Origin of the sequence: Actinokineospora fastidiosa, assembly GCF_014648415.1 — a bacterium.
Taxonomy (GTDB): domain Bacteria; phylum Actinomycetota; class Actinomycetes; order Mycobacteriales; family Pseudonocardiaceae; genus Actinokineospora; species Actinokineospora fastidiosa.
Window position 1 is genome coordinate 895,856 of the sequence record NZ_BMRB01000002.1, and the last position, 14,091, is coordinate 909,946.

Below are 14,091 nucleotides of genomic sequence, written 5' to 3' on the forward strand. Positions count from 1 at the left end.
CTTGACGCGGCGGCGTTCTGCGACGAGGGTGCCTCTCACGCGAAGGGAGGGAGCGCATGTCCTACGCGCTGACCACCGCGGGCGTGCCCGCCGCCCAGCAGTTCGAGGTCTGGGAGTCCGCGGTGTCGCAGACTTTCGTGCCGCTCACCGCCACCCCCGCGACGGGCTCGGGGTTCCGCGGCAGGCTGCGCGGCCAGGACCTGGGCAGCGTGGGGGTGTACGAGGCCACCGCCGACCCGCACACCGTGCGCCGGACCGAGCGCACCATCTCCCGCGCCGACCCCGAGGTCTACAAGCTGAGCCTGCAACTGCGCGGCACCGCCAAGCTCGCCCAGGACGGGCGCAAGGCGACGCTGGACCCGGGCGACTTCGCCATCTACGACACCACGCGCCCGTACACGATGGCGTTCGACGAGTTCGCCTCGACGCTGGTGCTGATGTTCCCCCGGGACATGCTGTGCCTGCCCGCCGGGCACGTGGCGGGGCTGACGGCGACGCGGTTCTCCGGCGGCCAGGGCGTGAGCGGGATCGTGAGCACCACTCTCGTCCAGCTGGCCCGCAACCTGGACGACCCGCAGGTGCACGGCAGCCTGCGGCTCGCCCGCAACGTGGTGGACCTGCTGGGCACGGCGCTCGCCGACCGGGCGGACTACCGCGACGTGCCCGCCGAGTCGTCCCGGGCGGCGCTGCTGGTCAAGATCCGGTCCTTTGTGGAGGCGAACCTGGACGACCCGGGCCTCTCCCCCGGCGACATCGCCGCCGCGCACCACATCTCGACCCGGTACCTGCACAAGCTGTTCAGCGAGGCCGGGACGACCGTCTCGGCCTACATCCGGCACCGGCGCCTGGAGCGGTGCGGGCAGGACCTGGCCGACCCGGCGAAGCAGCGGCTGTCCATCGGCGTCATCGGGGCGCGCTGGGGGCTGCCGGACGCGTCCTACCTGAGCCGGGCGTTCCGCACCGAGTACGGGATGTCGCCGAGCGAGTACCGCAGGCGCGGGGCGCGGCACCGGGGCTGAGCACGCTGGGTCAACTCCCATGCGCGCGGGGGCAAGCCCGGCGGGCCGCCGGTCCGCAGACTTCGCCCATGCGCACGACGAGTCTCTACATCGACGGCGAGTGGGGCCGCGCGGACGGCGCGTTCACCACCGCCGACCCGGCCACCGGCGAGCCGCTGGCCGACTGCGCCGCGGCCGGGCCTGCCGAGGTCGACGCCGCCGTGGCCGCGGCCAGGGCCGCCCTGCCCGGCTGGGCGGCCACCGCGCCGTCCGAGCGCGCCCGGCTGCTGTGGCGGATCGCCGAGCTGATCGAGGCGCACGCCGACGAGCTGGCCGAGACCGAGACCCGCGACCAGGGCCAGCCGCTCGGCGTGGCCCGCGCGGTGAGCGTGGCCGGGGCCGCCGAGCACTTCCGCTACTTCGCGGGCTGGTGCGCCCGGCTCGACGGCGCGGTGCACACCGTCGGCTACCCGGACACCCTCCAGTACACCCGGCGGGTGCCGGTCGGGGTGTGCGCGCTGATCGCGCCGTGGAACTTCCCGCTGATGATCATGGCGTGGAAGCTGGCGCCCGCGCTGGCCTGCGGCAACACCACCGTGATCAAGCCGGCCGAGCAGACCCCGCTGACCACGGTCCGGCTGGTGGAGCTGTGCGCGGAGGCCGGGCTGCCACGCGGCGTCGTCAACCTGGTGACCGGCGGGCCGGAGACCGGCCGGGAGCTGGTGCGGCACCCGGACGTGGACAAGGTGTCGTTCACCGGGTCGACGGAGGTCGGCCAGGAGATCGCCGCGCACGCCGGGCTCAAGCGCGTGACGCTGGAGCTGGGCGGGAAGACGCCGGTGGTGGTGGCCCGCTCGGCCGACCTCGACGCCGCCGTCGCGGGCACGGTCGCGGGCGGGCTGCTCAACAGCGGTCAGGTCTGCGCGGCGTACGCGCGGATCTTCGTCGACGCGGCGCGGGCCGAGGAGTTCACCACGCGGCTGTCGGCCGCCGTCGCGAGCCTGCGCGTGGGACCGGGCATGGCGCCGGAGACCGAGCTGGGGCCGCTGGTCGCTCCGGAGCACGTCGCGCGGGTCGACGCGCACGTCCGGGCCGCGGTGGCCGCGGGCGCGGAGCTGGTGACCGGCGGCGCGCCGGTGGACGGGCCGGGCTGCTTCTACCGGCCGACGGTGTTCTCCGGGGTCACCGACGAGATGGCGCTCGCCCGCGACGAGGTGTTCGGGCCGGTCCTGGCCGTGCTGCCGTACGACGACGAGGACACCCTGCTGGACCGGGTCAACGACTCGCGGTACGGGCTGGCCGCCGCGGTGTGGAGCGAGGACGTGCGGGTGGCGCACCGGCTGGCCGACGGCATCCGGGCGGGGGCGGTGTTCGTCAACATGCCGTGCGTGCCGGACCCGGCCGCGCCGTGGGGCGGGTTCCGCGCCAGCGGGGTCGGCCGCGAGATGGGGCCGTACGCGATCGACGCGTACACCGAGGTCAAGGGCGTGTGGGTGCACCACGGGGCGCGGGCGTGATCCCGTACTGGGTGGCCGGGCGGCCGGTCACCGGGCCGCTGCCGCTGGCGACGCGGGCGGGGACGACGTCGTGGGCGTCGGAGGCGCACGTCGAGCACGCGGTCGCGACGGCGTGGGCCGCCCGGGGCCTGCGCACGCCCGCCCGGGTCCGCGCCGACGCGCTGGCGCACGTCTCGGCCGCCCTCGCCGCCCGGGCCGAGGAGGCCGCGGCGCTGATCACGGCGGAGTCCGGCAAGCCGATCCGCTGGTCGCGGGCGGAGATCACCCGTGCGGTGGCGACGTTCCGCTGGGGCGCGGAGGAGGCGCGGCGGTTCTCCGGGACGGTCCAGCGGCTGGACACCGACGCGGGCTCGGACGGCCGCGTCGCGCTGGTCCGGCGGGTGGCGCGGGGGCCGGTGCTGGGGATCACGCCGTTCAACTTCCCGGTGAACCTGGTGGCCCACAAGCTCGCGCCCGCGATCGCGGCCGGGGCGCCGGTCGTGATCAAGCCCGCGCCAGCCACGCCGCTGTCCGCCCTGTTCCTGGGCTCGCTGCTGGCCGAGACCGACCTGCCCGAGGGGACGTGGTCGGTCCTGCCGGTGCCGAACGCCGACGCCGCCCGCCTGGCCGCCGACCCCCGGCTGCCGGTGGTGTCGTTCACCGGCAGCGACCGCGTGGGCCACCTGATCCGGGACGCGAACCCGGCCAAGCACGTCCTGCTGGAACTGGGCGGCAACGCGGCGGCCGTCGTCTGTCCCGATTGGACTGACCTGGCGTGGGCGGCTGAGCGGATCGCGGACATGGGCACGTATCAGGCAGGCCAGTCCTGCGTCTCGGTGCAGCGCGTCTACGCCCATCGCGAGGTGTACGGCGAACTGGTCGAGGCGCTGCGGGCCCGGATGTCGGCCTTGCCGGTCGGCGACCCGCGGGACCCCGCGACCCACGTCGGCCCGCTGATCGACGAGGCGGCCGCGGCCCGGGTCGCGGACTGGATCGCCGACGCGGTGTCCCGGGGCGCGACCCTGCTGGCGGGCGGGACCCGGACCGGGCGGACCGTCGCGCCGACCCTGCTGGCGGACGTGCCCGATGGCTGCGCCGTCCTGACCGAGGAGGTGTTCGGCCCGGTGGTCGTGGTGTCCCGTGTGGACTCGCTCGACGAGGCGATCGCCCGGGTGAACGCGTCCCGGTACGGCCTGCAGGCGGGCGTCTTCACCCACGACCTGCGGGTGGTGGACCGCGTCGCGGCGGAACTGGAGGTCGGCGGCGTCATCATCGGTGACGTGCCGACGTACCGAGCCGACCAGATGCCCTACGGCGGCGTGAAGGACTCCGGCACCGGCCGGGAGGGCGTGGCGGCGGCGATGGAGGACCTGACCGAGCCGCGGGTGCTGGTGATGCGGGGGTTGGGGTACTGATCCGCGGGCGCTACCTCGCCTCCCTCCGGTCCCGCAGGGCCAGATAGGTGGTCAGGGCGGTCAGGGTCGGGCCGTCGTGGAGGTCGCCGGTGCCGATCAGGGCGGGGAGGCAGGCCAGCGGAAGCCATTCGACCCGGCTGGACTCGGCCGGGTCCGCGGCGGCGGTCTTGCGCGTCCGGGTGGCGACGAACAGGTGGAAGCGGTGGTTGGTGATGCCGTTCATCGGGTGATACGTCACCAGCGGGGTGATCTCCTCGGCGTCGTGGCCGGTCTCCTCGCGGATCTCCCTGCGGATGGCGGAGACCGGGGTCTCGGTGCCGTCGAGCCACCCAGCGGGGATCTCCCAGCCCCAGGTGTCGGTGGTGAAGCGGTGGCGCCACAGCAGGAGGGCGTGGTCGTCCTCCACCACCAGCGCGCCCACCGACGGGCGGGCGAACCGCACCACGTGGTGGTCGAAGCGGGGGCCGCCGGGGATCTCGACGTCGTCGAGGTCCAGGTTGACCCAGGGGGACTGGTAGATCCGGCGGGTCCCGTGGACCGTCCACTGAGCGGCGTCGCGTTCCACTGGGGTTCCTCCCTCGTCGGCGTCACCTCGATGATGCCGGCGTTAGATCACCCCCAGTCGCTTCCCCGCGTCAGTCTGGCCAGATCGCCGATGCCGGGGTGCGGGGTCGGGCGGACGAACCCGGCCCTGGCCGCGACGCCCGCCGTCTCGCCGCGGGTCTGGCAGCCCAGTTTGGTCAGCAGCCGCTCCACGTACGTCTCCACCGTGCGGCGGCTGACCACCAGGGTCTCGGCGATCGCCTGGTTGCTCAGCCCGGCCACCAGGCCGGTCGCCACGTCCAGCTCCCGGGCCGTCAGCCCGATCGTGTTGGTGAACGGCGTGCACGTCACGACCACGCCGGTGTGCTCCCCCTTCGCCACGCGCAGCAGGCGGGCGCGGTGCCAGACGTCGCGGGCGGGCCAGAGGAAGGCCAGGGCGTCGGCGCGGACGTGGGTGAAGGCGTGGGCCACCGCCAGCACGTCCTCGGCGATCGGGGCCGGGTCGCGGCCGGGGATCGCCGCGACCGACGGCAGCACCCAGCTGGCCGTCCACTCCGGACCAAACCAGGCGTCGAGCTCGGGGCAGTGCAGCGGGTTGACGCGGCGGGCGATGGCCGAGCCGATCTCGGCGACGAATCCCCGGGTGGTCTCGTCGAACGCGTGCCGGACGGCGGCGTTCATGTGCAGGACGCCGACCACCGCCCCCGACGTCGAGCGCAGCGCGGCCGACAGCCCGTCCTCCAGGCCCGCCGGGCGCAGCTGCTCCTGGTAGTGCGGCGAGTCCCGGAAGTTGTGCGGCATGTCGTCCATCAGCAGCGGGCGCGGGGAGTCGAACAGCTGCCCGCCCCAGCGGGTGCGCGGCAGCTCGTGCGCCAGCTCGGCGCTGATCGCCCGGTTGTAGCCCTCCTCGGCCAGCACCCGGAACCGCCGCTGGACGGGGTCCCAGCCGGTGATCTGCGCGGCGCACACCCCGGGCAGCGCGCGGCGGAGGTCGGTGAAGACCGACGGCCAGTCCACCGCCGCCGCGCTGCCCAGGGCCGTGCCGATCCGCACGGCGGAGGCCACCAGTGCCGAGTCCATGCGCCCTCCTCGCGTAGAGCGCACAACTTACGGTGCGTGATGTGATGCGGACAATAGTGCGGTCGTGACGTGCGCTCCCGGACAACTCCAGTTCCCCGGGAGTCCAAAACGAGGCACGCTCAGTGACCGGTCGGGTCCACGACGTCCCGGTCCAACCACAGCTCGGCTACGGCCTCGCGCAGCGCAGGGCCGTGCTCGGCGGCCAGCTCGACCGCGGCCAGGTTCTCCGTCAGCTGGGCCATGCGGCTCGCCCCGAACAGCACCGTGGTCGTCGCCGGATCGGCGAGGCAGAACGCGATGGCCGCCTGCGCGGGCGTCGCGCCGAACCCGGCGGCGATCTCGGCCAGCCGCGGCGCCGCCGCGACGATCCGCTCCCGGATGGCGCCGGGGTCCTTGCCGATCTGCCGCTGCGGCGTGCCCACCCCGGCCAGGATGCCGCCCTCCAGCACGTCGGAGGCCTGGATGGTCACCCCCAGGTCGTCCACCAGCGCGCGGAACGGCGGCCCGTCCGGGATCGAGCGGCGCACGACGCTGTACTTCAGCTGCGCCATGGTCGGCCCCGGCACGCCCTGCGCGGCCGCGGCGGCGTGGGTGGCGCGGATGTGGTCCACCGACCAGTTGTTGACGCCCCAGCCGCCCAGCTTGCCCTTCGCCACCAGCTCGCCCAGCTGCGCGGTGAGCAGGTCGAGGTCGGGCTCCATGCCGAAGAGGTCGCCGAGGATGGCGTAATCGGCGTGCTCGACGCCGACGCGGAACAGCAGGCGGTCGAGCTGCTCCTCCATCGACTGCTCCGGGAAGTAGTTCACCCACAGCTTCGCCGACAGCCGGTAGTCGCCCCGGTCGACGCCGACGGCCTGCATGATCCGGCCGAAGATGACGTCGGTGTAGGACTCGGGCACCGGCTTGCCGTCGATGCTGAACCCGCCGTAGTAGCCGACGTCGAACAGATCGATGCCGGACTCCAGCGCGGCGGAGACCAGCGCGACCGAGTCGTGGAAGGGCACCCGGTCGTAGATGTGCCACGAGCCCAGGGCGAGGACGGACACCTCGGGGCCCTCCGCCCCGATGCGGCGCTTGGGGATGGTCATGCGGTGATCGACTCCTCGGTGACGGTGACGGCGAAGGCCCTGCGCAGCGCGGCGGCCGCGCGGGCGTGGGCGTCGGCTGACACGGACAGCTGGTCGACGAGCAGGGCGAAGAAGCCGTGGATCTGCCCGTCGTAGCGGACCAGCTCCACGGGCACGCCCGCGTCGAGCAGCCGGTGGGCGTACTCCTCGCCCTCGTCGCGCAGCACGTCGTACTCGGCGGTGAGCACCAGTGCGGGCGCGACGCCGGACAGGTCGGGCGCGGCCAGCGGCGACAGGTACGGGTCGTCCAGGTCGTCTGGCGTGCGCGGGTACTGGGCGAAGAACCACTCCATGCTGTCGCGGCTCAGGAAGTGCCCGTCCGCGTAGTCCACATAGGACGGGCGGTCGCTCGGCGGCGCGGTGACCGGCGAGGCGAGCACCTGCAGCGCGATCCGGGGCCCGCCCCGGTCGCGCGCCATCAGCGACACCACGGCGGCCAGGTTGCCGCCCGCGCTCTCCCCCGCCACCGCGATCCGCTCGGCGTTGACGTTCTCCGCGGTCCACAGCAGCGCCGCGTAGGCGTCCTCTGCGGCGGCCGGGAACCGGTGCTCGGGCGCCAGCCGGTAGTCCACCGAGACCACGACCATGCCCACCGCGTCGCACAGCGCGCGGCAGGTGGCCTCGTTCTCGTCCAGCGAGCCGATCACCCAGCCGCCGCCGTGGAACCACACCAGCGCGGGGAACGGCCCGTCGCCGAACGGCGTGTAGACGCGGACGGGGACGTCGCCGTCCGGCCCGGGGATGGTCCGGTCCACGACGGACGCGACCGGCTTGAGGTTCGGCGACGGCCGCCAGGACTCGGCGAACGCGGCGCGCATCTCGGCGGCGGACTGCTCGACCGGGACGAGCCCGCCCGCGGCGGCGCTGGCCTCGATCACCGCCCGCGCCTCAGGGTGCAGTGGCATGGTTGCCTCCGTTCGGCCCGGTGAACCGGCGCAGCACGGCGGCGGTCACCCGGGAGACGTCGTTGTCGTCGGCGGCGTGGGTCAGCGCGGCGCACCAGCCGATGGAGCCGGTGGCGAACACCTCCCCGCCGCCGGGGTGGCGGTACAGGGTCAGGTCGGCGCGGCGGCGGTCCACCGGGTCGCCGAGCGGGTGCGGGATGGCCGGGCCGGTGTCGCCGGACATGTAGGTGTCGCCGAGCATCGCCCGGCCGAGCAGCTCGACGTTCGGCGGGCTGCCCAGCAGCGGGTCGATGCCGTCGGTCTCGAACGACGCGGCCCCGCCCAGCACCGCGCCGTAGTCGCCCAGCGGCTCGGTCACGCCCGCCAGCAGCGGGTGGTCGGCGAGGTCGGTGTAGGACCCGCCGGTGGACATGCCCGCTGCGCTGGTGCCGATGCCGAACAGCCGGTGCGGGGAGCGCCCGCGCTCGGCCCAGAGCCCGCCGGGCTCGCCCGTGCAGGCCAGGGTCAGCTCCCCCGGCTCGCACTCCCACGTCCGCACGCCGCTGTACCCGCGGCGCAGCTCGGCCAGGTGCTCCCGGCCGGGCGCGATCCCGGTGACCCAGTACGCGCCGTTGCCGCCGAGGTAGGCCAGGTTGCCGCCGCCGTCGAGGTAGGCGTGCGCGGCGTCCATCATCGCCGTGGTCCAGTACTCCGGGTGGCTGCCGGTCAGCACGGCCCGGTAGCCGTCCAGCAGGCCGGGTTCGGCGTGCAGGTCGTGGTCGGTGAGCACGTCGACGTCGACGCCCTGCCGGGCGAGCCACCCCACCAGGTGCAGGTCCTCGCTGTACTGGTGCGGCGAGCGGGTGTAGCGGAAGACGTGGTCCTCGCGCATGCCCAGCAGCGGCCGCCGCAGCGAGGCGACGGCGACACCGCTGCCGTCGGTGTGCCGGTCGTAGAGGCTGTGCAGCGTGTTGTCCCTGGCGAAGGGCGCGGCGACCTCGCGCGGGTCCTCCTGGGCGAACGGCTGGTACAGGTGGTCGAGCGCGTAGGCGAGGTAGCTCAGCGTCGGGATCAGCAGCGCGACCTCGGCCCGCCGCCGCGTCGGCCGGACGAAGAACGGCAGCCGGTCCACGCCGCTGTCGGTGGCCAGTTCGACAGCGTAGCAGCCGGTGGGCGCGTCGGCGGGCAGGGCGACGGTGAGCACCGGCGGCCAGCCGCAGTCGGACAGGTCGTCGGAGTGGAAGTGGACCGCGCCGTAGCCCTGCGCGGCGAAGCGCCAGTCGAGCACGTCGCCGTCCCAGTCGTGCCCGGTGACGCCGCGCAGCGGGTGGTTGCGCAGCGTCCCGTGCCTGCCGTCGATCACGTCGAGCATCCGGTCGCCCGCGATGTCGGCGGAGAGGTCCCAGTGCGACCGGGCGCCGCCGCGCTCGTCCAGCCGCGGCGCGGTCTCCACCCGGTCGAAGACGGTCGGCGCGTCGAGCTTGCCGTCGAAGTGCCCGACCCGCTCCCCGCCGACCCGCCGGGCGGCCAGCAGCAGCGGTGCCGCGCCGATGACCGCGGGACCGCCGTCCGCCGTGGACACCGCGGACGGGTCCTCGCCCGCGACCCGGTCCCGGGGCCGGGTCTCCAGCCGCAGCCCGTCCGGGCCGTGGCTGCCCACGAGCCGGTACCAGCGGCGCAGGTGCAGCACCGGCCCGGCGACCGACACGAGCCCGCCCGTGGTGCGGACGGTGTACTCGGGCCTGCCGTCGGCGCGCAGCGCCAGCTCGGCGTGCGGGCCGGAGGCGGCGTCGCCCTGGCTGAGCAGGCCCGCGCGGTCGGCGGGCAGCGCGGTCGGCCAGACCCACACGGCGAACGTCCCGGCCGCGCCCAGGTCGGGCGGGCGCGGCACCTCGCCGTAGGAGCCGTGGTCGAACACCTGGTGCGGCACGTCGACCGTCTCCGGCGTGCCCCAGTCGAGCACGGTGTGGACGGGCGCGGTCCCGTCGTGGCCGACCCGGAGGACGCGCACGCGGGCCGTGCCGTCCACCGAGCTGGCCGACACCGCGATCCGCTCGCCGGGCCGGGCCGAGAGCCGGTCGGTGTAGCCGACGACCGGCGCGTGGGTGTGGTCTACCCGAGCCATCCCTCAGCCCTTCAGCAGTTGGCCGCCGTCGATCGGCAGCACGGTTCCGGTGATGTGCGCGGAGTCCGGCGAGGCCAGCAGCAGCACCGCGGGCACCAGGTCGGCGGTGGTCGCCACCCGGCCGAGCGGGATGCGCTCGGTCCAGAACGCCCTGGCCTCCGGCGACGCCAGGGCCGCTGCGGTGAGCGGCGTCTCCACCGGGCCGGGGGCGACCGCGTTGACCCGCACCCCCAGCGGCGCGAACTCCAGCGCCGCGGAGCGGGTCAGCGCGTTGACCGCCGCCTTGCTCGCCTCGTAGTGGCCGAGCCCGACCGTGGGCTGCACCGCGCCCGCCGAGCTGATGTGCACGATCGCCCCGCCACGCCCGGACATCGCCTCCGCGGCGGCCCGGGTGACCAGGAACGTCCCGCGCACGTTGACCGCGAGCACGGTGTCCAGCGCGTCGACCGGGATGGTCAGCAGCGGACCCCCGCCGCCGACGACGCCCGCGGCGTGCACCACGACGTCGACCGGGCCGAGTTCGGCGGTGGCGCGGGCGAAGCCCGCCCGCACCGACTCCTCGTCGCGCACGTCCATCGGCACGGCCAGCCCGCCGATCCCCCCGGCCAGCCGGGCCGCGCCGTCACCGTCCACATCGGCCACGGCGACCCGGGCGCCGAGCCCGGCCATGGCGGTGGCGATCGCCCCGCCTATGCCGCCCGCGGCGCCGGTGACCAGCGCGATCCGGCCGTCGAAGCCCATCACACCGCCTCCGCGACCACGACCCGGGGGCTGCCCGGCAGCGGCCGGACCTCCACCAGCCGCCAGCCGGTCTCGGCAAGCCAGCCGACGACCTCGGCCTCCGGGTACACCACCGTCCCGTCGATGACCAGGTACTCCCCCGCCAGCACCGGGTCGATGCGGCGGCCGTCGGCGGGGTCGAGCAGGAAGTCCAGCACCAGCAGCGTCGCGCCGGGCTCGACCACGCCGCGGGCGACGCGGAGGAAGGTCTTGTTCTGCTCGGCGTCGAAGCGGTGGATGACGTGCTCCAGCAGCACGGCGTCGTAGCGGCCGGGCACGTCGTCGGTGAGCGGGTCGGCCTCGTGGAAGGAGATCCGGTCGGCGACGTCGGCGGGCAGCGAGCCGGACACCATCGCCAGGAAGTCCGCCGTGCTGACGAACGCCCCGCGCAGCTCCGGGGCGCGGGCGGCCGCCTCGGCGAGGAACGCGGTGGAGAGCCCGCCGAGGTCGAGCACGTTCCGGTGTGCGGTGAAGTCGTAGTTCTCGGCGAGCATGCGCGCGTGCAGCGAGTTGTAGGTCTGCACGCCCGCCATGAACTCGCCCATGGTCGCCTCGTCCAACTGGAACGGTCCGGGCTTGGCAGTGCGCATGGACTCGGTGTAGTGCTGCCAGTGCGGGTAGCTCAGCGAGTTCCAGAACGCCAGCCACGGCCGCAGGTCCAGCCCGTCGCCGCCCGCGAGGTAGGCCGAGGTGACCTCGGTGTTGGCGTAGACGCCGTCGGCGTGGGTCACCAGGCCCATCCCGACCATGGCGTCGGCGAGGATGCGCGCGGAGCGCTCGGGCAGCCCGGCGCGCTCGGCGACCTCGGCGGCCGTGCCGGGCAGCGCGGCGAACACGCCCAGCTCCGATGCGGCGAACAGCTGCTTGGCCGCCATGAACCCGGTGGCGGCGGCCACCAGCGGCGTCGGGTCGGTCATGAGATCTCCATTCGGGGGTCGACGACGGCCTTCACGGCGGCCATCGTGGCCATGTCCTTGAGCGCGGAATCGGCGTCGGCCAGGCCGACGGGGTCGCTGAACAGCGCGTCCCACGCGAAGCGGTCGGCGAGGCCGGTGAGCAGGCGCAGGGCGCGCACGAGGTCGCCGACGTCGCCGTTGAGCGAGCCCACGACCCGCAGCTCGCGGCTCATCACCACGTCCATCGGCACCGCGGCCGCGCCCGGCCCGGCCAGGCCGACGACGACGTGGGTGCCGCGCTGGGCGCACATCAGCACGCCCTCGCGGTTGACCGTCGGCCCGCCCGCGACGTCGATCACGAGGTCCGCGCCGCGGGCCCCGGTCAGCTCCTCGACCATCGCCACCCGCTCGTCGGAGTCGGTGACGGCGGTGACGTCGATGATGGTGTCCGCGCCGAACGCGGTCGCCATCCGCAGCCTGCCGCTCGGCCCGCCCAGGGTGATCACCTGGCCCGCGCCGCCCGCCCGGGCCAGCGCGGTCGCCACCAGGCCCAGCGGGCCGGAGCCCTGCACGACGACCGTCGCACCCGGGTCGACGCCGCCCGCGTTGGCGAAGGCCCGCACGACCGTCTTGACCGCGCAGCCCGCCGACGCCGCCCAGGTGTCCGGCATGTCGTCGGCGACGACCACGCGGTGCGCGCCCGGCGGCAGGTAGGCGTACTCGGACAGGCCGCCGATGACGAACGGCCAGCGATCCGCGCGCTGGCTGAACCCGTAGCCGCGGTTGGCGCACAGCACCGGCTCGCGCAGCACGGCGCAGCCGTGGCAGTGCCCGCACACCGACTCCGACCACACCACCCGGCTGCCGATCTCGACCGGCGCGCCGAGCGCGTCCTGCCCGGCGTACGGGCCGAGGGCGACGATCTCGCCGACCATCTCGTGGCCCAGCACGATCGGCAGCGCGACGAACGGCATCGCGCCCTGCCACAGGTGCGCGTCCGTGCCGCACAGCGTGGTGGTGCGCACGCGCACGATGGCCGAGCCGGGCGGCAGCTCGTCGGGCAGCGGCACCTCGGCCAGCTCCAGCGGGGCGCCGAACTCGCGCAGCAGCGCCGCGCGGGTCACCTTGGGACGCATGCCTGCTCCTCGATGAAGGAGAGCACCCGGCCCCACGCGTCGGCGGCGTTGGCGGCCTGGTCGGGCAGCGCGCCGTCGAAGAAGGAGTGCGGGGCCCCGGGGTAGAGGTGGAAGTCGTGCGGGACACCGGCATCGGTGAGGCGGCGGTCGAAGTCGCGCGCCTCGTCCTCGGAGGTGAGCGGGTCCGCGCCCGCGGCGAGCACGAGCAGCGGCGCCCGCATCCGCGGGATGAGGTCGGCGCACTCGACCGGCCTGCCGTAGAAGCCGACCACGCCCGCGAGCCGGGGATCGATCGCGGACTGCGCCCACGACATCGCCCCGCCCAGGCAGAAGCCGACGGTGAACAGCGAGTCCACCCCGTCATCGGCCAGCCGGTCGAGCGCGGCGGCGATGTCGGCGCGGGTGTGCTCGGGCCGCAGCTTGGCGACATGGCCGAACCCGTCGAAATCCGGGCCGCGGTCGTCGTCGGCGGCGACGCGGCCGTAGTAGTCCAGCGCGAGTGCGGTCACGCCCGCCTCGGCGAAGCGCCGGGCCAGGTCGCGGTAGAACTCGTGCAGGCCACGCACGTCCGGCAGCAGCACCACCCCCGCGCCGGAGGGCCGCTCGGGCACCGCCCGGTAGGCGAGGAAGCGCGCGCCGTCGGCCGCGGTGATCCGCAGCTCCCCGGCCTCGGCCACCGCCCCCGCCGTCCCCGGGAGGGCGGGCGGGCGCGACTGGTCACCGTGACACATCGGTTCGTTCCTTTCTCACGCCGGCTCGTCCCAGCGGTCCCGGCGCCGCGTCCACACCAGGACGACGAGGATCACCAGGAACGGCAGGACGCCGCGGTACTGCTGGAGTTGGGTGACGGTGCTGGCCAGGCCCTGGAGCACGCCGAGGCCGACGCCGCCGACGAAGGTCCACGCGAAGCTGCTGAACCCGCCGATGAGGGCGGCGGCCAGCGCCGGGGTGATGAGCAGGGTCTGGGAGCTGAAGTCGCTGGCCAGCTGCGGGGCGACGATCATGATGGCCAGGGCGCTGGCCGCGCCCGCCGAGCCCCACACGACCATCGACAGGCGCGGCACGCGCACCCCGATCAGCTCGGCGGTCGTGGGCCGCTCGGCCATCGCGCGCAGCAGCAGTCCCAGGCGGGTGTGCCGCAGCAGCAGCGCGGGGCCGACGGCGAACAGCACGGCCAGCGCCATCGTCAGCACGGCGGTCCAGGTGACGACCACGCCGCCGACGGTCAGCGCGGGCCCGTCGAACGGGCTGGGGAACCGGCGCGGGTGCTGGGCGCCGAACAGCCGCAGCCCGAGCGCGACCAGTCCGGTGTAGACGGCGATCGTGACCGCCGCCTTCACGCCCTCGCCCGCCTCGGCGAACCAGCGGACCATCACCACGCCGAGGCCCATGTGCAGCAGCGCGGCGACGGCCAGCCCGGCGGGCACCGCCAGCGGCAGCGGCAGCCCGGCCTCGTAGAGCACGACCATGGCGAAGGCGCCGAACGCGCCCACGGCGGCCTGCGCGAAGTTCACCACCGCGACGAGCCGGTAGGTCAGCAGGGTGGACAGGCCCATCAGGGCGTACGCCCCGCCGGTGGCCAGCCCGGCGATGGCCGCGGAGACCAGCACC

At 74.9% G+C, this 14,091-nt stretch carries 13 protein-coding genes; 3 read left to right on the forward strand and 10 right to left on the reverse strand.

All coding sequences use genetic code 11. The annotated features are described in order from the left end of the window. Positions 1-56 precede the first annotated feature (56 nt). The 3 genes from IEY98_RS13995 (at position 57) to IEY98_RS32580 (ending at position 3,909) form a co-directional block, all read left to right on the forward strand. A complete protein-coding gene (locus IEY98_RS13995) occupies positions 57-1,019 on the forward strand; it encodes an AraC-like ligand-binding domain-containing protein (RefSeq protein ID WP_189210861.1) in 963 nt (320 codons plus the stop codon). Between the two features lie 68 nt (positions 1,020-1,087). Beyond that, a complete protein-coding gene (locus IEY98_RS32575; RefSeq protein WP_229786896.1) occupies positions 1,088-2,515 on the forward strand; it encodes an aldehyde dehydrogenase family protein in 1,428 nt (475 codons plus the stop codon). Beyond that, positions 2,488-3,909, forward strand: a complete 1,422-nt coding sequence (locus IEY98_RS32580; RefSeq protein ID WP_373292386.1) for an aldehyde dehydrogenase family protein — start codon at positions 2,488-2,490, stop codon at positions 3,907-3,909. The genes IEY98_RS32575 and IEY98_RS32580 overlap by 28 nt, the downstream gene beginning before the upstream one ends. A gap of 10 nt (positions 3,910-3,919) precedes the next feature. Here IEY98_RS32580 and IEY98_RS14005 read toward each other — a convergent pair whose 3' ends face one another. The 10 genes from IEY98_RS14005 to IEY98_RS14050 form a co-directional block, all read right to left on the reverse strand. Continuing rightward, entirely contained in the window at positions 3,920-4,474 is a 555-nt protein-coding gene (locus IEY98_RS14005; protein WP_189210862.1) for an NUDIX hydrolase, read from the reverse strand. 47 nt (positions 4,475-4,521) lie between these two features. Next, positions 4,522-5,532, reverse strand: coding sequence for a LuxR C-terminal-related transcriptional regulator (locus IEY98_RS14010; RefSeq protein WP_189210863.1), 1,011 nt, complete (start codon positions 5,530-5,532; stop codon positions 4,522-4,524). Between the two features lie 119 nt (positions 5,533-5,651). Next, complete coding sequence (locus IEY98_RS14015) at positions 5,652-6,620, reverse strand: aldo/keto reductase (RefSeq protein WP_189210864.1); 969 nt, start codon at positions 6,618-6,620, stop codon at positions 5,652-5,654. Beyond that, positions 6,617-7,564, reverse strand: coding sequence for a LipP1 family hormone-sensitive lipase (gene lipP1, locus IEY98_RS14020; RefSeq protein WP_189210865.1), 948 nt, complete (start codon positions 7,562-7,564; stop codon positions 6,617-6,619). Before lipP1 ends, IEY98_RS14015 begins: the two co-directional genes overlap by 4 nt. Beyond that, positions 7,548-9,668, reverse strand: coding sequence for a N,N-dimethylformamidase beta subunit family domain-containing protein (locus tag IEY98_RS14025; protein ID WP_189210866.1), 2,121 nt, complete (start codon positions 9,666-9,668; stop codon positions 7,548-7,550). Before IEY98_RS14025 ends, lipP1 begins: the two co-directional genes overlap by 17 nt. A 3-nt stretch (positions 9,669-9,671) precedes the next feature. Next, on the reverse strand, positions 9,672-10,409 hold the full coding sequence (locus tag IEY98_RS14030) for an SDR family NAD(P)-dependent oxidoreductase (RefSeq protein ID WP_189210867.1): 738 nt from the start codon (positions 10,407-10,409) through the stop codon (positions 9,672-9,674). Next, complete coding sequence (locus tag IEY98_RS14035) at positions 10,409-11,365, reverse strand: methyltransferase (RefSeq protein WP_189210868.1); 957 nt, start codon at positions 11,363-11,365, stop codon at positions 10,409-10,411. The genes IEY98_RS14030 and IEY98_RS14035 overlap by 1 nt, the downstream gene beginning before the upstream one ends. Continuing rightward, positions 11,362-12,480 carry a zinc-binding dehydrogenase gene (locus IEY98_RS14040; RefSeq protein ID WP_189210869.1) on the reverse strand — a complete coding sequence of 373 codons (1,119 nt, stop codon included), beginning with the start codon at positions 12,478-12,480 and terminating at the stop codon, positions 11,362-11,364. Before IEY98_RS14040 ends, IEY98_RS14035 begins: the two co-directional genes overlap by 4 nt. After that, a complete protein-coding gene (locus tag IEY98_RS14045; protein WP_189210870.1) occupies positions 12,465-13,211 on the reverse strand; it encodes a dienelactone hydrolase family protein in 747 nt (248 codons plus the stop codon). Before IEY98_RS14045 ends, IEY98_RS14040 begins: the two co-directional genes overlap by 16 nt. Positions 13,212-13,226: 15 nt before the next feature. Next, positions 13,227-14,090 carry a branched-chain amino acid ABC transporter permease gene (locus IEY98_RS14050; RefSeq protein ID WP_229786897.1) on the reverse strand — a complete coding sequence of 288 codons (864 nt, stop codon included), beginning with the start codon at positions 14,088-14,090 and terminating at the stop codon, positions 13,227-13,229. Position 14,091: the final 1 nt, after the last annotated feature.

What these genes read in the sequence shown, in the direction of transcription:
- IEY98_RS13995 (WP_189210861.1), top strand. Translation starts at nt 57, where the DNA reads ATGTCCTACGCGCTGACCACCGCGGGCGTGCCCGCCGCCCAGCAGTTC.
- IEY98_RS32575 (WP_229786896.1), top strand. Translation starts at nt 1,088, where the DNA reads ATGCGCACGACGAGTCTCTACATCGACGGCGAGTGGGGCCGCGCGGAC.
- IEY98_RS14010 (WP_189210863.1), bottom strand. Translation starts at nt 5,532, where the DNA reads ATGGACTCGGCACTGGTGGCCTCCGCCGTGCGGATCGGCACGGCCCTG.
- IEY98_RS14015 (WP_189210864.1), bottom strand. Translation starts at nt 6,620, where the DNA reads ATGACCATCCCCAAGCGCCGCATCGGGGCGGAGGGCCCCGAGGTGTCC.
- lipP1 (WP_189210865.1), bottom strand. Translation starts at nt 7,564, where the DNA reads ATGCCACTGCACCCTGAGGCGCGGGCGGTGATCGAGGCCAGCGCCGCC.
- IEY98_RS14025 (WP_189210866.1), bottom strand. Translation starts at nt 9,668, where the DNA reads ATGGCTCGGGTAGACCACACCCACGCGCCGGTCGTCGGCTACACCGAC.
- IEY98_RS14030 (WP_189210867.1), bottom strand. Translation starts at nt 10,409, where the DNA reads ATGGGCTTCGACGGCCGGATCGCGCTGGTCACCGGCGCCGCGGGCGGC.
- IEY98_RS14035 (WP_189210868.1), bottom strand. Translation starts at nt 11,365, where the DNA reads ATGACCGACCCGACGCCGCTGGTGGCCGCCGCCACCGGGTTCATGGCG.
- IEY98_RS14040 (WP_189210869.1), bottom strand. Translation starts at nt 12,480, where the DNA reads ATGCGTCCCAAGGTGACCCGCGCGGCGCTGCTGCGCGAGTTCGGCGCC.
- IEY98_RS14045 (WP_189210870.1), bottom strand. Translation starts at nt 13,211, where the DNA reads ATGTGTCACGGTGACCAGTCGCGCCCGCCCGCCCTCCCGGGGACGGCG.